General features: G+C 69.2%; 15 protein-coding genes. 11 read left to right on the plus strand and 4 right to left on the minus strand.

All coding sequences use genetic code 11. The features are described 5' to 3' along the window. The 6 genes from mtaB (at position 1) to ACNKFW_RS02525 (ending at position 6,079) form a co-directional block, all read left to right on the plus strand. Entirely contained in the window at positions 1–1,254 is a 1,254-nt protein-coding gene (gene mtaB / locus ACNKFW_RS02500) for a tRNA (N(6)-L-threonylcarbamoyladenosine(37)-C(2))-methylthiotransferase MtaB (protein WP_147428263.1), read from the plus strand. 227 nt (positions 1,255–1,481) lie between these two features. Then, a complete protein-coding gene (locus tag ACNKFW_RS02505; protein WP_147427541.1) occupies positions 1,482–2,399 on the plus strand; it encodes a histone deacetylase family protein in 918 nt (305 codons plus the stop codon). A gap of 20 nt (positions 2,400–2,419) precedes the next feature. Then, positions 2,420–2,638: an exodeoxyribonuclease VII small subunit gene (locus tag ACNKFW_RS02510; RefSeq protein WP_036748065.1), complete on the plus strand. Its 219-nt coding sequence runs from the start codon at positions 2,420–2,422 to the stop codon at positions 2,636–2,638. Further along, a complete protein-coding gene (locus ACNKFW_RS02515) occupies positions 2,638–3,501 on the plus strand; it encodes a polyprenyl synthetase family protein (protein ID WP_024845365.1) in 864 nt (287 codons plus the stop codon). Before ACNKFW_RS02510 ends, ACNKFW_RS02515 begins: the two co-directional genes overlap by 1 nt. Positions 3,502–3,526: 25 nt before the next feature. Further along, positions 3,527–5,449 (plus strand): 1-deoxy-D-xylulose-5-phosphate synthase, encoded by a 1,923-nt coding sequence (gene dxs / locus ACNKFW_RS02520; protein WP_147427542.1) that lies wholly within the window; start codon positions 3,527–3,529, stop codon positions 5,447–5,449. 9 nt (positions 5,450–5,458) lie between these two features. After that, positions 5,459–6,079 carry a COG3650 family protein gene (locus ACNKFW_RS02525; protein ID WP_024845367.1) on the plus strand — a complete coding sequence of 207 codons (621 nt, stop codon included), beginning with the start codon at positions 5,459–5,461 and terminating at the stop codon, positions 6,077–6,079. Here ACNKFW_RS02525 and ACNKFW_RS02530 read toward each other — a convergent pair. Together ACNKFW_RS02530 and ACNKFW_RS02535 are read right to left on the minus strand one after the other, a co-directional pair. Then, positions 6,076–6,939 carry an SDR family oxidoreductase gene (locus ACNKFW_RS02530; RefSeq protein ID WP_147427543.1) on the minus strand — a complete coding sequence of 288 codons (864 nt, stop codon included), beginning with the start codon at positions 6,937–6,939 and terminating at the stop codon, positions 6,076–6,078. The two genes, ACNKFW_RS02525 and ACNKFW_RS02530, sit on opposite strands and share 4 nt — an antisense overlap. Beyond that, on the minus strand, positions 6,936–7,922 hold the full coding sequence (locus tag ACNKFW_RS02535) for an LLM class flavin-dependent oxidoreductase (RefSeq protein ID WP_024845369.1): 987 nt from the start codon (positions 7,920–7,922) through the stop codon (positions 6,936–6,938). The genes ACNKFW_RS02530 and ACNKFW_RS02535 overlap by 4 nt, the downstream gene beginning before the upstream one ends. A 97-nt stretch (positions 7,923–8,019) precedes the next feature. Between ACNKFW_RS02535 and ACNKFW_RS02540 the strand changes: the two genes are divergently transcribed. The 3 genes from ACNKFW_RS02540 to ACNKFW_RS02550 all read left to right on the plus strand — a co-directional run bounded on the left by ACNKFW_RS02540 (position 8,020) and on the right by ACNKFW_RS02550 (position 11,010). Continuing rightward, positions 8,020–9,504: an AMP nucleosidase gene (locus ACNKFW_RS02540; RefSeq protein WP_024845370.1), complete on the plus strand. Its 1,485-nt coding sequence runs from the start codon at positions 8,020–8,022 to the stop codon at positions 9,502–9,504. 151 nt (positions 9,505–9,655) lie between these two features. Continuing rightward, the gene (locus ACNKFW_RS02545) at positions 9,656–9,955 is read left to right on the plus strand and encodes an HU family DNA-binding protein (RefSeq protein ID WP_024845371.1); all 300 of its coding nucleotides are present in this window, start codon (positions 9,656–9,658) and stop codon (positions 9,953–9,955) included. Between the two features lie 134 nt (positions 9,956–10,089). Further along, positions 10,090–11,010 carry a DMT family transporter gene (locus tag ACNKFW_RS02550; protein ID WP_024845372.1) on the plus strand — a complete coding sequence of 307 codons (921 nt, stop codon included), beginning with the start codon at positions 10,090–10,092 and terminating at the stop codon, positions 11,008–11,010. Here the strand turns inward: ACNKFW_RS02550 and ACNKFW_RS02555 are convergent. Next, positions 10,965–11,558 carry a glutathione S-transferase family protein gene (locus ACNKFW_RS02555; RefSeq protein WP_024845373.1) on the minus strand — a complete coding sequence of 198 codons (594 nt, stop codon included), beginning with the start codon at positions 11,556–11,558 and terminating at the stop codon, positions 10,965–10,967. The two genes, ACNKFW_RS02550 and ACNKFW_RS02555, sit on opposite strands and share 46 nt — an antisense overlap. Positions 11,559–11,618: 60 nt before the next feature. Here ACNKFW_RS02555 and ACNKFW_RS02560 point away from each other — a divergent pair, with 60 nt between their 5' ends. Then, positions 11,619–12,320 carry a helix-turn-helix transcriptional regulator gene (locus ACNKFW_RS02560; RefSeq protein ID WP_147427544.1) on the plus strand — a complete coding sequence of 234 codons (702 nt, stop codon included), beginning with the start codon at positions 11,619–11,621 and terminating at the stop codon, positions 12,318–12,320. Here ACNKFW_RS02560 and ACNKFW_RS02565 read toward each other — a convergent pair. Next, entirely contained in the window at positions 12,298–13,701 is a 1,404-nt protein-coding gene (locus ACNKFW_RS02565; RefSeq protein WP_244314557.1) for an aminotransferase class V-fold PLP-dependent enzyme, read from the minus strand. The genes ACNKFW_RS02560 and ACNKFW_RS02565 overlap by 23 nt on opposite strands. A gap of 91 nt (positions 13,702–13,792) precedes the next feature. Here ACNKFW_RS02565 and ACNKFW_RS02570 point away from each other — a divergent pair, with 91 nt between their 5' ends. Continuing rightward, positions 13,793–14,266 (plus strand): Lrp/AsnC family transcriptional regulator, encoded by a 474-nt coding sequence (locus ACNKFW_RS02570; protein ID WP_147427545.1) that lies wholly within the window; start codon positions 13,793–13,795, stop codon positions 14,264–14,266. The last annotated feature ends 11 nt before the right edge of the window (positions 14,267–14,277 follow it).

Here is a 14,277-nt window from a genome sequence, read left to right on the forward strand (position 1 = left end):
CTGAAGCCCCCGGTTTTCGCCACCCTCGGCTGCCGGCTGAACGCCTATGAGACCGAGGCCATGCGCGAGATGGCCGAGGCCGCCGGGCTGCAGGGCGCGGTGATCGTGAACACCTGTGCGGTGACGGCCGAGGCGGTGCGCAAGGCCCGGCAGGAGATCCGCCGGCTGGCGCGCGAGAACCCCGGCGCCCCGGTCATCGTCACCGGCTGCGCCGCCCAGACCGAGCCCGAGACCTTCGCCGCCATGGCCGAGGTCAGCCGCGTCATCGGCAACCACGAAAAGATGCAGCCGGCAACCTGGGCCGCGATGCAGGCCCCCGACCTGATCGGCGAGACCGAGCGGGTGCAGGTCGACGACATCATGTCGGTGCGCGAGACGGCGGGCCACCTGATCGACGGCTTCGGCCGGCATCGGGCCTATGTGCAGGTGCAGAACGGCTGCGATCATCGCTGCACCTTCTGCATCATTCCTTACGGCAGGGGCAATTCGCGCTCGGTGCCGGCGGGGGTGGTGGTGGACCAGATCAAGCGGCTGCGGGATCGCGGCTTCAACGAGGTGGTGCTGACCGGGGTGGACCTGACCTCGTGGGGCGCCGATCTGCCGGGGCAGCCGCGGCTGGGCGATCTGGTCATGCGTATCCTGCGGCTGGTGCCGGATCTGCCGCGGCTGCGCATCAGCTCGATCGATTCGATCGAGGCGGACGAAAACCTGATGCTGGCCATCGCCACCGAGCCGCGGCTGATGCCGCATCTGCACCTGTCGCTGCAGGCCGGCGACGACATGATCCTGAAGCGGATGAAGCGCCGCCACCTGCGCGACGACGCCATCCGTTTCTGCGAGGCGGCGCGCAAGCTGCGGCCCGGCATCGTCTTCGGCGCCGACATCATCGCCGGCTTCCCGACCGAGACCGAGGCGATGTTTGAAAACAGCCTGAAGCTGGTCGAGGATTGCGGGCTGACCTTCCTGCATGTGTTTCCCTATTCGGCGCGGAAGGGCACGCCGGCGGCGCGGATGCCGCGCGTGCCCGGCCCGGCGATCAGGGAGCGCGCGGCGCGGCTGCGGGCGGCGGGCGATGCGGCGCTGGCCCGGCATCTTGAGGCCGAGCTCGGCGCGCTGCGCATGGTGCTGACCGAGGGGCCGCGGCTGGGCCGGACGGAGCATTTCACCGAGGTCGCCTTCGACCGCGACATGCCCGAGGGCACGCTGGTGGAGCTGCGCATCGCCGGCCATGACGGGCAGCGGCTGAGGGCCTGAGGGCGGCCGTTTCAGCGTGGCCGCGGGGGGCTGTCTGCCCCCCGTCCACCGGCCTGCGGCCGCCGGACTCCCCCCGAGGATATTTGACCAAGAAAGAAGCCGGGGCGGGGTGCCGCCATTGCGGGTGCGGGCCTGGCGGGCATTTGCCCTGTTCGGGGGCGGGATTTTCGGCAAGCTGCGGAACATTTCCTTGCCGGGCGGGGCGGCTGTCCATAATCCTTGGGCCGATGACCTTGCTTTATACGCATCCCTCGGGCTTTTCGCATGTGACGCCGCCCAGCCATCCCGAGCAGGTGGCCCGGCTGGATGCCGTGTTGGCCGCGCTGGAGGGGATGGACCTGGAGCGGCGCGAGGCGCCCGAGGCGGCGGAGAGGGACATCCTGCGCGCCCATCCGGCCGGGTACCTGGCGCTTTTGCGGCGGAAGCTGCCGGCCGAGGGCTGGAGCATGCTCGATTCGGACACTTATCTGGCGCCGGGCAGCCTGGAGGCGGCGCGCCATGCCGCCGGCGGGGCCTGCGCCGCCGTGGATGCGGTGCTGGCGGGCGAGGCGCCCAATGCCTTCGTCGCCATGCGCCCGCCGGGCCATCATGCCGAGCGCATGAAGGCCATGGGGTTCTGCATCCTGTCCTCGGTCGCCATCGCCGCCCTGCGGGCGCTGGACCATCACGGGCTGGACCGGGTGGCGGTGCTGGATTTCGACGTGCATCACGGCAACGGCACCCAGGACGTGCTGTGGGACGAGAAGCGGGCGTTCTTCGCCTCGACCCACCAGGTGCCGCTTTATCCCGGCACCGGCGCGGCCTCGGAGCGGGGTGCGCATGGCCAGATCGTCAACATGCCGCTGGCGCCGGGCAGCGGCGGGGACGAGGCGCGCGCGGCCTGGCGGGCGATCTGCGACCGGGTCGCGGCCTGGCGGCCGCAGCTGGTGCTGGTCTCGGCCGGGTTCGACGCCCATGCCGACGACCCCCTTGCCGCGCTGATGTGGCGCGAGGCGGATTTCACCGCCATCACCCGGATGATCTGCGACACGGCGGCGGGGTGTTCGGCCCCGGTGGTATCGGCGCTGGAAGGCGGTTATGATCTGGCCGCTCTGGGCCGCTCGGCGCGCGCCCATGTCGATGTGCTGAGGGAGACTGCCGCGTGACCGGGACCGAGATCGAGAACATGTCCTTCGAGGAGGCGATGAAAGAGCTGGAGGCGACGGTCGGCCGTCTGGAGCATGGCGAGGCCACGCTGGAGGAATCGATCAAGCTCTACGAGCGCGGTGCGGCCCTGCGGGCGCATTGCGACAAGCGCCTGCGCGAGGCCGAGGAGCGGGTGGAAAAGATCACTTTGGCGGCCAACGGCCAGCCCGACGGGACCGTTCCGGCCGAGGGGCTGTGATGCGGGACCGCCTTGCCGAGGTGAAGGCGCAGGTCCAGGCCGCGCTGGACGAGGTCATGGCCGGCCTGCCCGAGGGCGAGCTGACCGATGCCATGCGCTATGCCTGCACCGGCGGCAAGCGCATCCGCGCCTTCCTGGTCATGGAATCGGCGCGGCTGTTCGGCTTGCCCGACGCAGCATCGCTGCCGGTCGCGGCGGCGGTCGAGGCGCTGCATGCCTATAGCCTGGTCCATGACGATCTGCCCTCGATGGACGACGACGACCTGCGCCGCGGCCTGCCCACCGTGCATGTGCAATGGTCCGAGGCCACCGCCATCCTGGCCGGCGACGCGCTGCAAAGCCTGGCTTTTGGCCTTTTGACCGAGCCGCTGGTCGGCCCGCCCGAGGCGCGGCTGGCGTTGGTGTGCGGCCTGTCCGATGCGGCGGGCGGGCGCGGCATGGTCTGGGGCCAGGCGCTGGACATCGCCGCCGAGACCGCCGCCGAGCCCTTGGACCTTGCCGCCATCACCCGGCTGCAGCAGGCCAAGACCGGGGCGCTGATCCAGTTCGCCGCCACCGCCGGCGCGGTCATGGCGGGCGAGGATCCCGGCCCGCTGGCGGAATATGCCCGCAACCTGGGCCTGGCCTTCCAGATCCAGGACGACATTCTCGACGTGACCGGCACCGAGGCCGAGACGGGCAAGCGCACCGGCAAGGACGGCGCCGCCAACAAGGCGACCTTCGTCTCGCTGCTGGGGCTGGAGGGCGCGCGGGACAAGGCGCGCGCGCTGGTCCGAGATGCCGAAGCCGCCCTTGATGCCTATGGCGAGGGCGCAGGAAACTTGCGGCAGCTCGCGCGTTTCGTTATCGAACGCGACGCCTGACAGCCCGCCCGGAGAGGGGCAAGCCATGACCGATGAAACTTCCCACCGCCCCGCGACGCCGATCCTGGACCGGGTTCACCTGCCGTCCGACCTCAAGGATCTGACCGATCGCGAGCTGCGGCAGCTTGCCGACGAGCTGCGGGCCGAGACGGTCAGCGCCGTTTCCGTCACCGGCGGCCATCTGGGCGCCGGGCTGGGCGTGGTCGAACTGACCGTGGCGCTGCACGCGGTCTTTGACGCACCGCGCGACAAGATCATCTGGGACGTGGGCCATCAATGCTATCCGCACAAGATCCTGACCGGGCGCCGCGACCGCATCCGCACCCTGCGGATGGAGGGCGGGCTTTCCGGTTTCACCAAGCGTTCGGAAAGTGCCTATGACCCGTTCGGCGCCGGGCACAGCTCGACCTCGATCAGCGCGGCGCTGGGCTTTGCCATGGCGCGCGAACTGGGCGGCGATCCGGGCGATGCCGTCGCGGTGATCGGCGACGGCGCGATGAGCGCGGGCATGGCCTTCGAGGCGCTGAACAATGCCGGCGACCTGGGCAAGCGGCTGTTCGTGGTCTTGAACGACAACGAGATGTCCATCGCGCCGCCCACCGGGGCGCTGTCGCGCTATCTGACCCGGCTTTACGCCGAGGGGCCGTTCCAGGATCTCAAGGCCGTCGCCAAGGGCGCGGTCGGCTTCCTGCCGCCCAGCCTGCAAGAGGGGGCGCGGCGGGCCAAGGAGATGCTCAAGGGCATGACCGTCGGCGGCACGCTGTTCGAGGAACTGGGGTTTTCCTATATCGGCCCGGTCGATGGCCACGACCTCGACCAGCTTCTGCCGCTTCTGCGCACGGTCAAGGCGCGGGCGACGGGGCCGGTGCTGCTGCATGTCGTGACCCGCAAGGGCAAGGGCTACGGCCCGGCCGAGCGCGCCGCCGACAAGGGCCATGCCACGGCGAAATTCGACGTTCACACCGGCGCGCAGGCCAAGGCGAAATCGAACGCACCCAGCTATACCTCGGTCTTTGCCCGTGCGCTGGTCGATCAGGCCAGCCGCGACGCCCGCATTGTCGCCGTCACCGCCGCCATGCCGGACGGCACCGGGCTGAATCTGTTCGCCGAGCGTTTTCCGCGCCGCTGCTTCGACGTGGGCATTGCCGAGCAGCATGCCGTGACCTTCTCGGCGGGGCTGGCGGCGGGGGGGATGAAGCCGTTCTGCGCGCTTTATTCGACCTTCCTGCAGCGCGGCTACGACCAGGTGGTGCATGACGTGGCGATCCAGCGCCTGCCGGTGCGCTTTGCCATCGACCGCGCCGGTCTGGTCGGTGCCGATGGCGCCACCCATGCCGGCGCCTATGACATCGCCTTCCTCGCGAACCTGCCCGGCATGGTGGTCATGGCCGCCGCGGATGAGGCGGAACTGGTCCATATGGTCGCCACCGCGGCGGCTCATGACGAAGGCCCCATCGCCTTCCGCTATCCGCGCGGCGAGGGCACCGGCGTCGAGATGCCCGAACGCGGCGAGGTGCTGGAAATCGGCAAGGGCCGGGTCGTGGCCGAGGGCAAGCGCGTCGCCATCCTGTCCTTCGGCACCCGGCTGGCCGAGGTCATGCGGGCGCGCGAGGCGCTGCTGGCGCGCGGGATCACGCCCACGGTGGTCGATGCCCGCTTTGCCAAGCCGCTGGACCGCAACCTGATCCTGCGCCTGGCCCGCACGCATGAGGCGCTGATCACCATCGAGGAGGGCGCGGTCGGCGGCTTCGGCAGCCTGGTCGCGCAGCTTCTGTCGGACGAGGGCGTCTTCGACGGCGGGCTGCGTTTCCGCCAGATGGTGTTGCCCGATACATTCATCGACCATGCCAGCCCCGAGGCCATGTATCGCTGCGCCCGCATGTCCGCCCCCGACATCGAGGCCAAGGTGCTGGACGTCCTGGGCGTGGCGCTGGCGAAACGTGCCTGAGAGGTGACAATGCTGCGTATCCTTCTGACCGGCCTCGCCCTTGCCGCGCCTCTTGCGGTGCAGGCGCAGGATTATCTGCCGCACCTGTTCGACGTCACCGTCGTCGAGACCTGGGACAAGCTGAACGTGCGCGAGGCACCGCACGGGCAGGCCAAGATCATCGGCCGGCTCGCCTCGACCGCCAAGGGGGTCGAGCTGCTGGACCGCGACGCCTCGGGCAAGTGGGGCCTCGTAAACGTGGGCGAGACGACGGGCTGGGTGGCGTTGCGCTTTCTCAAGCCGCAGGCGACGGTCTGGAAGCCCGCCGAACTGCCGCTGGCGCTGCATTGCAGCGGAACCGAGCCCTTCTGGTCGGTCAAGACGGTGCAGAAGGGGTTGGTCTTCAGCGAACCCGATGCGCCCGAGCGCCAGCTTTCGCTGCGCAAGGTCATGGATCGCGGCATCGAGGGCGAACCCACGCGCGGCATCATCGCCGGCGACGGCAAGGGCCGGCTTACGGCCTTCCTGCGGCCCGAACAATGCTCGGACGGCATGTCGGACCGCGGCTATGCCTTGGCCGTCGCGGTGATTCTGGACGGGCAGGAGCAGCCGTCGCGCATGCTGACGGGCTGCTGCTCGATTGCGCCCTAAGCCTCGGTTCCCTCGGCGCGGGCCAGCGCGGCCAACCCGGCGCAATAGTCGGGATAGCGCAAGGTCACGCCCAACTCGCGCTTGATGCGGTCGTTCGAGACGCGCTTGTTCTCGGCATAGAAGCTGCGCGCCATGGGCGTCATCTCGGCGTTCGCGTAATCCTCGGCGGGCGGCAGGGGCAGGCCCAGCAGTTTGGCGGCGTGGCCGATCACTGCCTCGGGCGGGGCCGGGTCGTCGTCGCAGACATTGTAGATCGCGCCCGGCCGCGGCGCGCGGATCGAGGCCAGCAACACCTGGGCGATGTCCTCGGCATGGATGCGCGAGAAGACCTGGCCGGGCTTGACGATGCGCCGCGCCGTGCCCTCGCGCACCTTGGCAAAGGGGCCGCGCCCCGGCCCATAGATGCCGGCCAGGCGGAAGATGTGCAGCGGCAGGCCGTGTTCGGCGGCGAGCTGCTGCCAGTCCTGCTCGGCCGCGACCCGCTCGCGCCCGCGCCGGGTCGAGGGGGTGCAGGGCGTGTCCTCGTCCACCCAGCCGCCGTCGCGGTCGCCATAGACGCCGGTGGTCGAGAGATAGCCCAGCCAGCGTGGGCGGCCGGCGGCGATCTCGGCGCCGAAGGCTGCCAGCACCGGGTCCGCGCCCCGGTCCGGCCCGACCGAGACCAGGATCGCGTCGGCCTGGGCGATGGTCTTGCGCACGGCATCCTCTTGCCCCGGCCAGCGCAGCGGCTGGGCCCCGGCCTGCGCCACGCGATCGGTGTCGCTGCGGGTGGTGCCGGTGACCTGCCAGCCCTCGGCCAGCAGCAGGGGGGTCAGGAAGCCGGCGGAATAGCCGTGGCCGAAAACCAGCATCCTCGTCATGCACGCCCCCGCAGGATCTCGGCCGCCATGGCGAAGGAGCGGTGCCGCGCGGCCTGGTCGTAGATATTGCCGACCAGGATCAACTCGTCGGGCTGGTGGCGGGCGATCAGCCGGTCCAGCTCGGCCGCGACAGTTTCGGGGCTGCCGACGGCGCTGATGGCCAGCGCGGCGTTGACCGTGGGCAGGATGCGCACCGGGATCGCTTCCAGCACGTCGTCGACCGGCGGCGGCAGCAGGCCCGGCATGCCCAGCCGCAGCCGGGCGAAGCTGATCTGCTGGCTGCTGCGCAGGTGCTGCGCCTCGGCATCGCTGTCGGCGACGATGACGTTCACCGCCAGCATGAAGCGTGGCGCCTGGCCGAACTCGGTGGGCTGGAACCGCTCGCGGTAAAGCCGCAGCGCCTCCTCGAGGTCGCCGGGGGCGAAATGGCTGGCGAAGGCATAGGGCAGGCCAAGCGCCGAGGCGAGGCTGGCGCCGTAAAGCGACGAGCCGAGGATCCAGACCGGGACATTCGTGCCCTGGCCCGGATGGGCCGCGACCGGGGCGCCGGGACGCGGCGGGCCGAGATAGTGCATGAGCTCGACCACGTCGTTCGGGAAATCCTGGTTGCCCTGCAGGGACCGGCGCAGCGCATGCATCACCGCCCCGTCGCCGCCCGGCGCGCGGCCCAGGCCCAGGTCGATGCGCGGCCCGTGGATCGTCGCCAGGGTGCCGAACTGCTCGGCGATGGCCAGCGGCGCGTGGTTGGGCAGCATGACGCCGCCGGCGCCGATGCGGATCGTCCTGGTATGATCCGCCACATGGCCGATCAGCACCGAGGTGGCGGCGCTGGCGATGCCCGGCATGTTGTGATGTTCCGCCAGCCAGAAGCGGCTGTAGCCCCAGCCCTCGGCGGCCTGCGCCAATGCCACGGAATTGGCGATGGCCTGGCGCGCGTCCGAACCCTCGGCCACCCCGGCCAGATCGAGAATGGAAAATTCCATGCGCATCACTCCTTTGCCCATCCCAGATAAGGCGTCCGGTGCCGGCTTGCCAGCCCGCCGCCGCGCTGGCACTCTCCGCCGAAACTGGAGAGCGCGCATGATGACCGACAGCCGGAGACTTCCCATCGAGACGCCCGAGCCCGCCGAGCGCGTCTATTTCGACGACCCGGCCGCCGCCGTGGCCCGGCTGATCGCGCTTTACGAGCGTGCCTCGCATTTCCTGCTGGACCATTTCCTGGCCACGCTGAAGGGCGGCCGGCCGGCGGCGCGCTATCGCGCCTTCTACCCCGAATTGCGCATGACCGTGCCGATCCATTCCAAGACGGATTCGCGCCTGTCCTTCGGCCATGTCGCGCTGCCGGGCACCTATTCGACCTCGATCACCCGGCCGGACCTGTTCCGCGGCTACCTGACCGAGCAGATCGGGCTCTTGATGAAGAACCACGGCGTGCCGGTGGCGATCGGCGACAGCGGCACGCCGATGCCGGTGCATTTCGCCGTGGCGACGCAAAGCGACCTGAACGTGCCGCAGGAAGGCGTGCTGGACTATTCGCTGCGCGACGTCTTCGACGTGCCGGACCTGAACACGATGGACGACGACATCGTCAACGGCACCGCCGGGCCGAACCCGGACGGCAGCCACCCGCTGTCACCCTTTACCGCGCAGCGCGTCGATTACTCGCTGGCGCGGCTGGCGCATTACACCGCGACCCTGCCCGAGCATTTCCAGAATTTCGTGATGTTCACGAACTACCAGTTCTACGTGGACGAGTTCGAGCTTTTCGCCCGCCGCGCGCTGGCCGATCCGCATTCGGGCTATACCGAGTTCGTCGCGCCCGGCAACCAGGTTCTGGAACGGCCCGAGGACATCATCGCCACCGGCGCCAAGATGCCGCAGATGCCGGCCTATCACCTCAAGCGCCCGGATGGCGACGGCATCACGCTGGTCAATATCGGTGTTGGCCCCTCGAACGCCAAGACCGCGACCGACCATATCGCCGTGCTGCGCCCGCATGCCTGGCTGATGGTCGGCCATTGCGCGGGCCTTCGCAACAGCCAGTCCCTGGGTGATTTCGTGCTGGCCCATGCCTATCTGCGCGAGGATCACGTGCTTGACGACGACCTGCCGGTCTGGGTGCCGATCCCGGCCCTGGCCGAGGTGCAGGTCGCCCTGCAAGAGGCGGTGGCCGAGGTCACGCAGCTGGAAGGCTATGAGCTCAAGCGCATCATGCGCACCGGCACGGTGGCCACCATCGACAACCGCAACTGGGAACTGCGCGACCAGTCCGGTCCGGTGCAGCGGCTGTCGCAATCGCGCGCCATCGCGCTGGATATGGAAAGCGCCACCATCGCCGCGAACGGGTTCCGCTTCCGCGTGCCCTATGGCACGCTCTTGTGCGTCTCGGACAAGCCGCTGCATGGCGAGTTGAAGCTGCCCGGCATGGCCACGGATTTCTATCGCACCCAGGTCGCGAACCACTTGCTGATCGGCATCCGGGCCATGGAAAAGCTGCGCGAGACGCCCCTGGAACGCATCCACTCGCGCAAGTTGCGCTCGTTCAACGAGACCGCCTTTCTCTAGAATGGTCCCTGGGTGGCGAATTTCGCAGCGTTTGCTGGGGAAAGTCGCCGAAAAAGCTTGATCTGCGCTTAAAAAGCTTGTGTAGCGGCAAGCGTGCCGCCAAGGTGGCGTCCGAAAATTTCCCGAACGGGGAACAACGAGGAGACAGAATATGGCCCAGGCCGCTTCGAAACCGATGACCAAGACCCAGCTCGTCGCCACGCTGGCCGATGAAATGGGCAGCGACAAGAAGACCGCCGCGGCGGCCCTGGACGCGCTTTCGGCCGTCGTGTCGCGCACGGTCGCCGAAGGTGGTGCCGTCACCCTGCCGGGCATCGGCAAGGTTGCCTGCCGCACCCGCCCCGAGCGTCAGGTCCGCAATCCGCAGACCCAGGAAATGATGACCAAGCCCGCCGACAAGGTGGTCAAGGTCACCATCGCCAAGGCGCTGAAGGACAGCGTGAACGCCTGATCCCGGCTTTTTGCCGCATAAGGGGCCGCGCATGACCTGCGCGGCTTCTGTCATTTCCGGGCCTTGCCTGGATCGTGGCCCTTGCGCCCGCCGGCCCATCTGCTAGCCCATGGGGGCAAGGGCAGGGGGGCGACATGGATTTCAGGGCCATTCTGATGGGTTTCGGCTTTGCGGTCCTTTGGGCCTCGGCCTTCACCTCGACGCGCATGATCGTCACGGCCGCCCCGCCGCTGACCGCGCTGGTGATCCGGTTCGGCCTCTCTGCCATGGTGGCGATCCCGCTGGCCCGCGCCATGGGCCAGAGCTGGCGCCTGAGCCGGGCCGAATGGCGCACGGTGATCCTGTTCGGCCTGTGCCAGAACGCGCTTTACCTGGGGTTCAGCTGGGTTGCCATGCAATATGTCGAGGCGTCGGTCTCGGCCATCATCGCCTCGATGATGCCGCTGGTCGTCGCCTTCCTGGGCTGGCTGCTTTACGGCGAACGGCTGCGCTCCATCGCCGTGGCCGGGCTGGTCGCGGGCGTGGCCGGCGTCACGCTGATCATGGGGGTGCGGCTTCAGCACGGGCTGGACGTGCCGGGGGTGATCCTGTGCCTGATCGGCATGGTGGCGCTGACCTTCGCCACGCTGGCGGCGCGCGGGGCCGGGGGCAGCCGCAACATGATGATGCTGGTCGGCCTGCAAATGGCCGTCGGTGCCGCCCTGCTGCTGGTCCCGGCGGTGCTGATGGAATGGGGCCGCCCGGTGGAATGGAGCGCCGGCCTGCTCTGGGCCTTTGCCTATACGGTGATCGCGCCCGGCATCGGCGCGACCTGGCTGTGGTTCCGGCTGGTCAACCGCATCGGCGCGGTTCGGGCGGCGACCTTTCATTTCCTGTCGCCGATCTTCGGCGTCGCCATTGCCGCCGCGCTTCTGGGCGAGCGGTTCGGCACCTCGGACGTGGTCGGTGCGCTGATCGTGGCGGCGGGCATCCTGATGGTGCAGCTGGCCAAGCTGCCCGCGGCGGCGCCTCAGCCGTCGATCCCTGCCGCCCGCGCCATCGAGGGGCGGGACTGAATCCGCTGCGCCCATGCGTCGATGGCGGGGGTTCGCGGCATGTCCGTGCCAAAGAACAGCAAGGGGCTGGCGATCAGCAGGTCGGCGGCCGAGAAGCGGTCGCCCAGCAGCCAGGGCTGCTGGCCCAGCACTTCGTCCAGCTGCCGGATCGCGGTGTCGTAATCGCGGAAGGTCGCCATCAGGGCCGGATGCTCGATCTTGAAGAAGTTCAGGATCGCCACCGGCTCCAGAACCCCCTGATACCAGCTGAGCCAGCTCAGATACTGGCCGCGCCCCGGATCGCCCGGCAGCGGACCCAGCCCCGCCTCGGGGAACATATCGGTCAGATACAGCATGATGGCGCCCCGTTCGCGCACGTGATCCGCGCCATTGACCAGATAGGGCACCTTGCCCTCGGGATGCGGGTTCGCCGGGTCGCGCCCGCCCGAGCCGTCCTGACGCGGGATCGTCACCTGGCGGATCTCGACCTTGTCGAGGATGCCCAGCTCCGCCAGCAGCACGAGGATGGTCGAGGAGCGGCTTTTCGGGGCGTGGTATAGGGTCAGCATCTTGGCCTCCTGCATTGATGGGGGCAGAATGGCGCAGGCCCCCTGACAGAAGGTGACAGCATGTCCCGCACCGACCGGCTGATGCGCCTGATGGACGCGCTGCGCCGCCTGCCCGCGCCGGTGACGGCCGCGCGGCTGGCCGAGGAGACCGGCGTCTCGCGCCGCCAGCTTTACCGCGACATCGCCACGCTGCGCGCCGGCGGCGCGTTGATCGACGGCGAGGCGGGGCTGGGCTATGCGCTGACCGAAGACCCCGCCCTGCCGCCGCAAAGCTTTTCGCGGCTGGAGATCGAGGCGCTGCTGCTCGCCGTCTCGGGCCTGCGCAGCTTGGGCGATCCCGAACTGACCCGCGCGGGCGAGGATGCGCTGGCCCGCATCATCGCCACCCTGCCCGAAAGCCAGGGCCGCCATGCCATGCACACCACCATGCGGCTGTTTCGCGAGCCGGCGCAGCGTCCCAGCCCGCAGGTGGACATGGCGCTGCTGCGCCAGGCCCTGTGGGAGGAGCGCAGCCTGGTCATCGACTATCTGGACCTGCAGGGCCGGGCCAGCACGCGCGAGATCTGGCCGCTGGGCATGTCCTACAGCGACAATCACATGATGTTGCTGGCGCATTGCCGGCTGCGGCAGGATTTCCGCACCTTCCACATCCCGCGCATCCAGGCCATGCGGCCGGGCGGCGAAAGCTTCCGGCCGCGCCGCGTGGCCCTGGTGCGGGAATACGTCTTGCGGCCCTGCGCTACGCGGCTGCAACCGGGGTGAAGATCGCGGTCGCCCGGTCGCAGCGGTAATGCGCCAGGTGATCGGCGGCGTGTTCGGCCAACTCGCAGACGGCATCCAGGATCGCCTCGATTTCGGCACGCGGGGCGGCCCAGCACAGGTTCAGCCGCACGAAGCCCGGCTTCTCGATCTCGTCCCCGGCCAGGATCGCGGCGCGCAGCCGGGCCGAGGCCTCGGGGCCCAGCCCCAGCAGGTGATGGACATAGGGCCCGGCGCAGGCGCAGCCGCCGCGCGCCTGCACGCCGTAAAGGTCCGACAGCATCCGCGTCGCCAGTTGCTGATGGACAAAGCCGCCCCGCCCGTCGCGGATGCGGAAGCTGAAAAACGGCAGGCGCGGCGCGTCCAGGTTGCCCAGCAACTCGATCCTCGGATGGTTCCGCAGCCGCGCCATCCCCAGCGCCAGCCATTCGGCATGGCGCGCGTCGATGCGTTCCTCTCCCACGGCGGCCTTGGTCAGGAAGACCAGCGCGGCGCGGATGTCGCCGATCACGTTCGGGGTGCCGCCTTCCTCGCGCGCCTCCAGCGACAGGGCATAGTCGTGGCCCTCGGGCGAGACGAAGCGCACCGTGCCGCCGCCGGGCAGGGTGGGGCGGTCCGCCAGCACCGCGTCGCGGCGCAGGATCAGGACGCCCGAGGCGCCCGGCCCGCCGATGAACTTGTGCGGCGAGATCACCACCGCATCCATGCCCAGCCGCATGTCGATCGGCAGATAGGGCGCGCCGCCGGCATGGTCCCAAACCACCTTGGCCCCAGCCGCCTTCAGGATGCGCGTGACCTCGGCCACGTCAGTCAGCGTGCCGGTGACATTCGAGGTGGCCGAGAAGCTGCCGATCACCGGCCCTTCGGCGCGGTCCAGCGCCGCGCGCAGCGCCGCGAGGTCCGGCCCGCCGGTGGCGGCTTCGGGGATGGTCACGACCTCGGCGCCGCTTTCGCGCCAGGGCAGGATGTTCGAGTGATGCTCGTAAGGCCCGATCAGCACCGTGGCCCCCGGCCCCGCGCCCAGCAGGTACACCAGCCGGTTGATGGCCTGCGTCGCACCCGAGCCGGTAAAGATCACCGCATGTTCGGCGCCGGCATGGGTGCAGAATCCGATCACCTCGCGCGCGGCGCGGCGCATCCGGGTCATGATGCCGCCGCAATGGCTGGCCTCGGTATGGCTGTTGGCATACCAGGGCAGGACATTCTCCATCACCCAGTCCTCGATGGGCCGCAGCGCCCGGCCCGAGGCAATGTAATCGGCATAGATCATCCGCCGCGGCCCGAAGGGGCCGTCGATCACCGCGTCGCGGCCGATCACGCCGTCATGGATTACCTGCATCGGGTCGTCGCCCAGCCGGGCAAGGTAGCTGTCGAAAGGCGGCATCGGATTCCTCGTCTTTATGCGCGAATCTTGACCCGCAACGGCCGAGGAATCATTCTGAATGTCTGCCAATATGCCGGATTTTGGTTGTCAAATGAACGATAAAACTCTCATTATTGATGAAATCGACAACCGCCTGCTGGCGCTGCTGCAGCGCGATGCCAGCCTGTCCCAGCGCGAGCTGGCCGAGCGGGTGGGCCTGTCGCAGAACGCCTGCTGGCGGCGCTTGCAGCGGCTGACCGAGGCCGGGGTGCTGCAAGGCAGCCGCGCGGTCATCGACGCCACGGCGCTGGGGCTGGGGCTGACGGTGTTCATCATGATCCGCACCCGCCATCACGACGACGCCTGGGCGCGGCGCTTTCGCGCCCGGATCGAGTCGTTGCCGCAGATCACCGAGTTCCACCGCATCGGCGGCGAATGGGACTACATGGCCAAGGCGGTGGTGGGCGGCATGGCGGGCTATGACGCGCTTTACAAGCAGCTGATCGCAGACATGGATCTGGAACGCGTCACCGGCGTTTTCTCGATGGAGACGATCTTTGAGGGCCGGCCGCTGTCTCCGGCTTGATTTTCACGAAA

Origin of the sequence: Paracoccus sp. TD-10 (assembly GCF_048270675.1) — a bacterium.
GTDB lineage: Bacteria > Pseudomonadota > Alphaproteobacteria > Rhodobacterales > Rhodobacteraceae > Paracoccus > Paracoccus pantotrophus.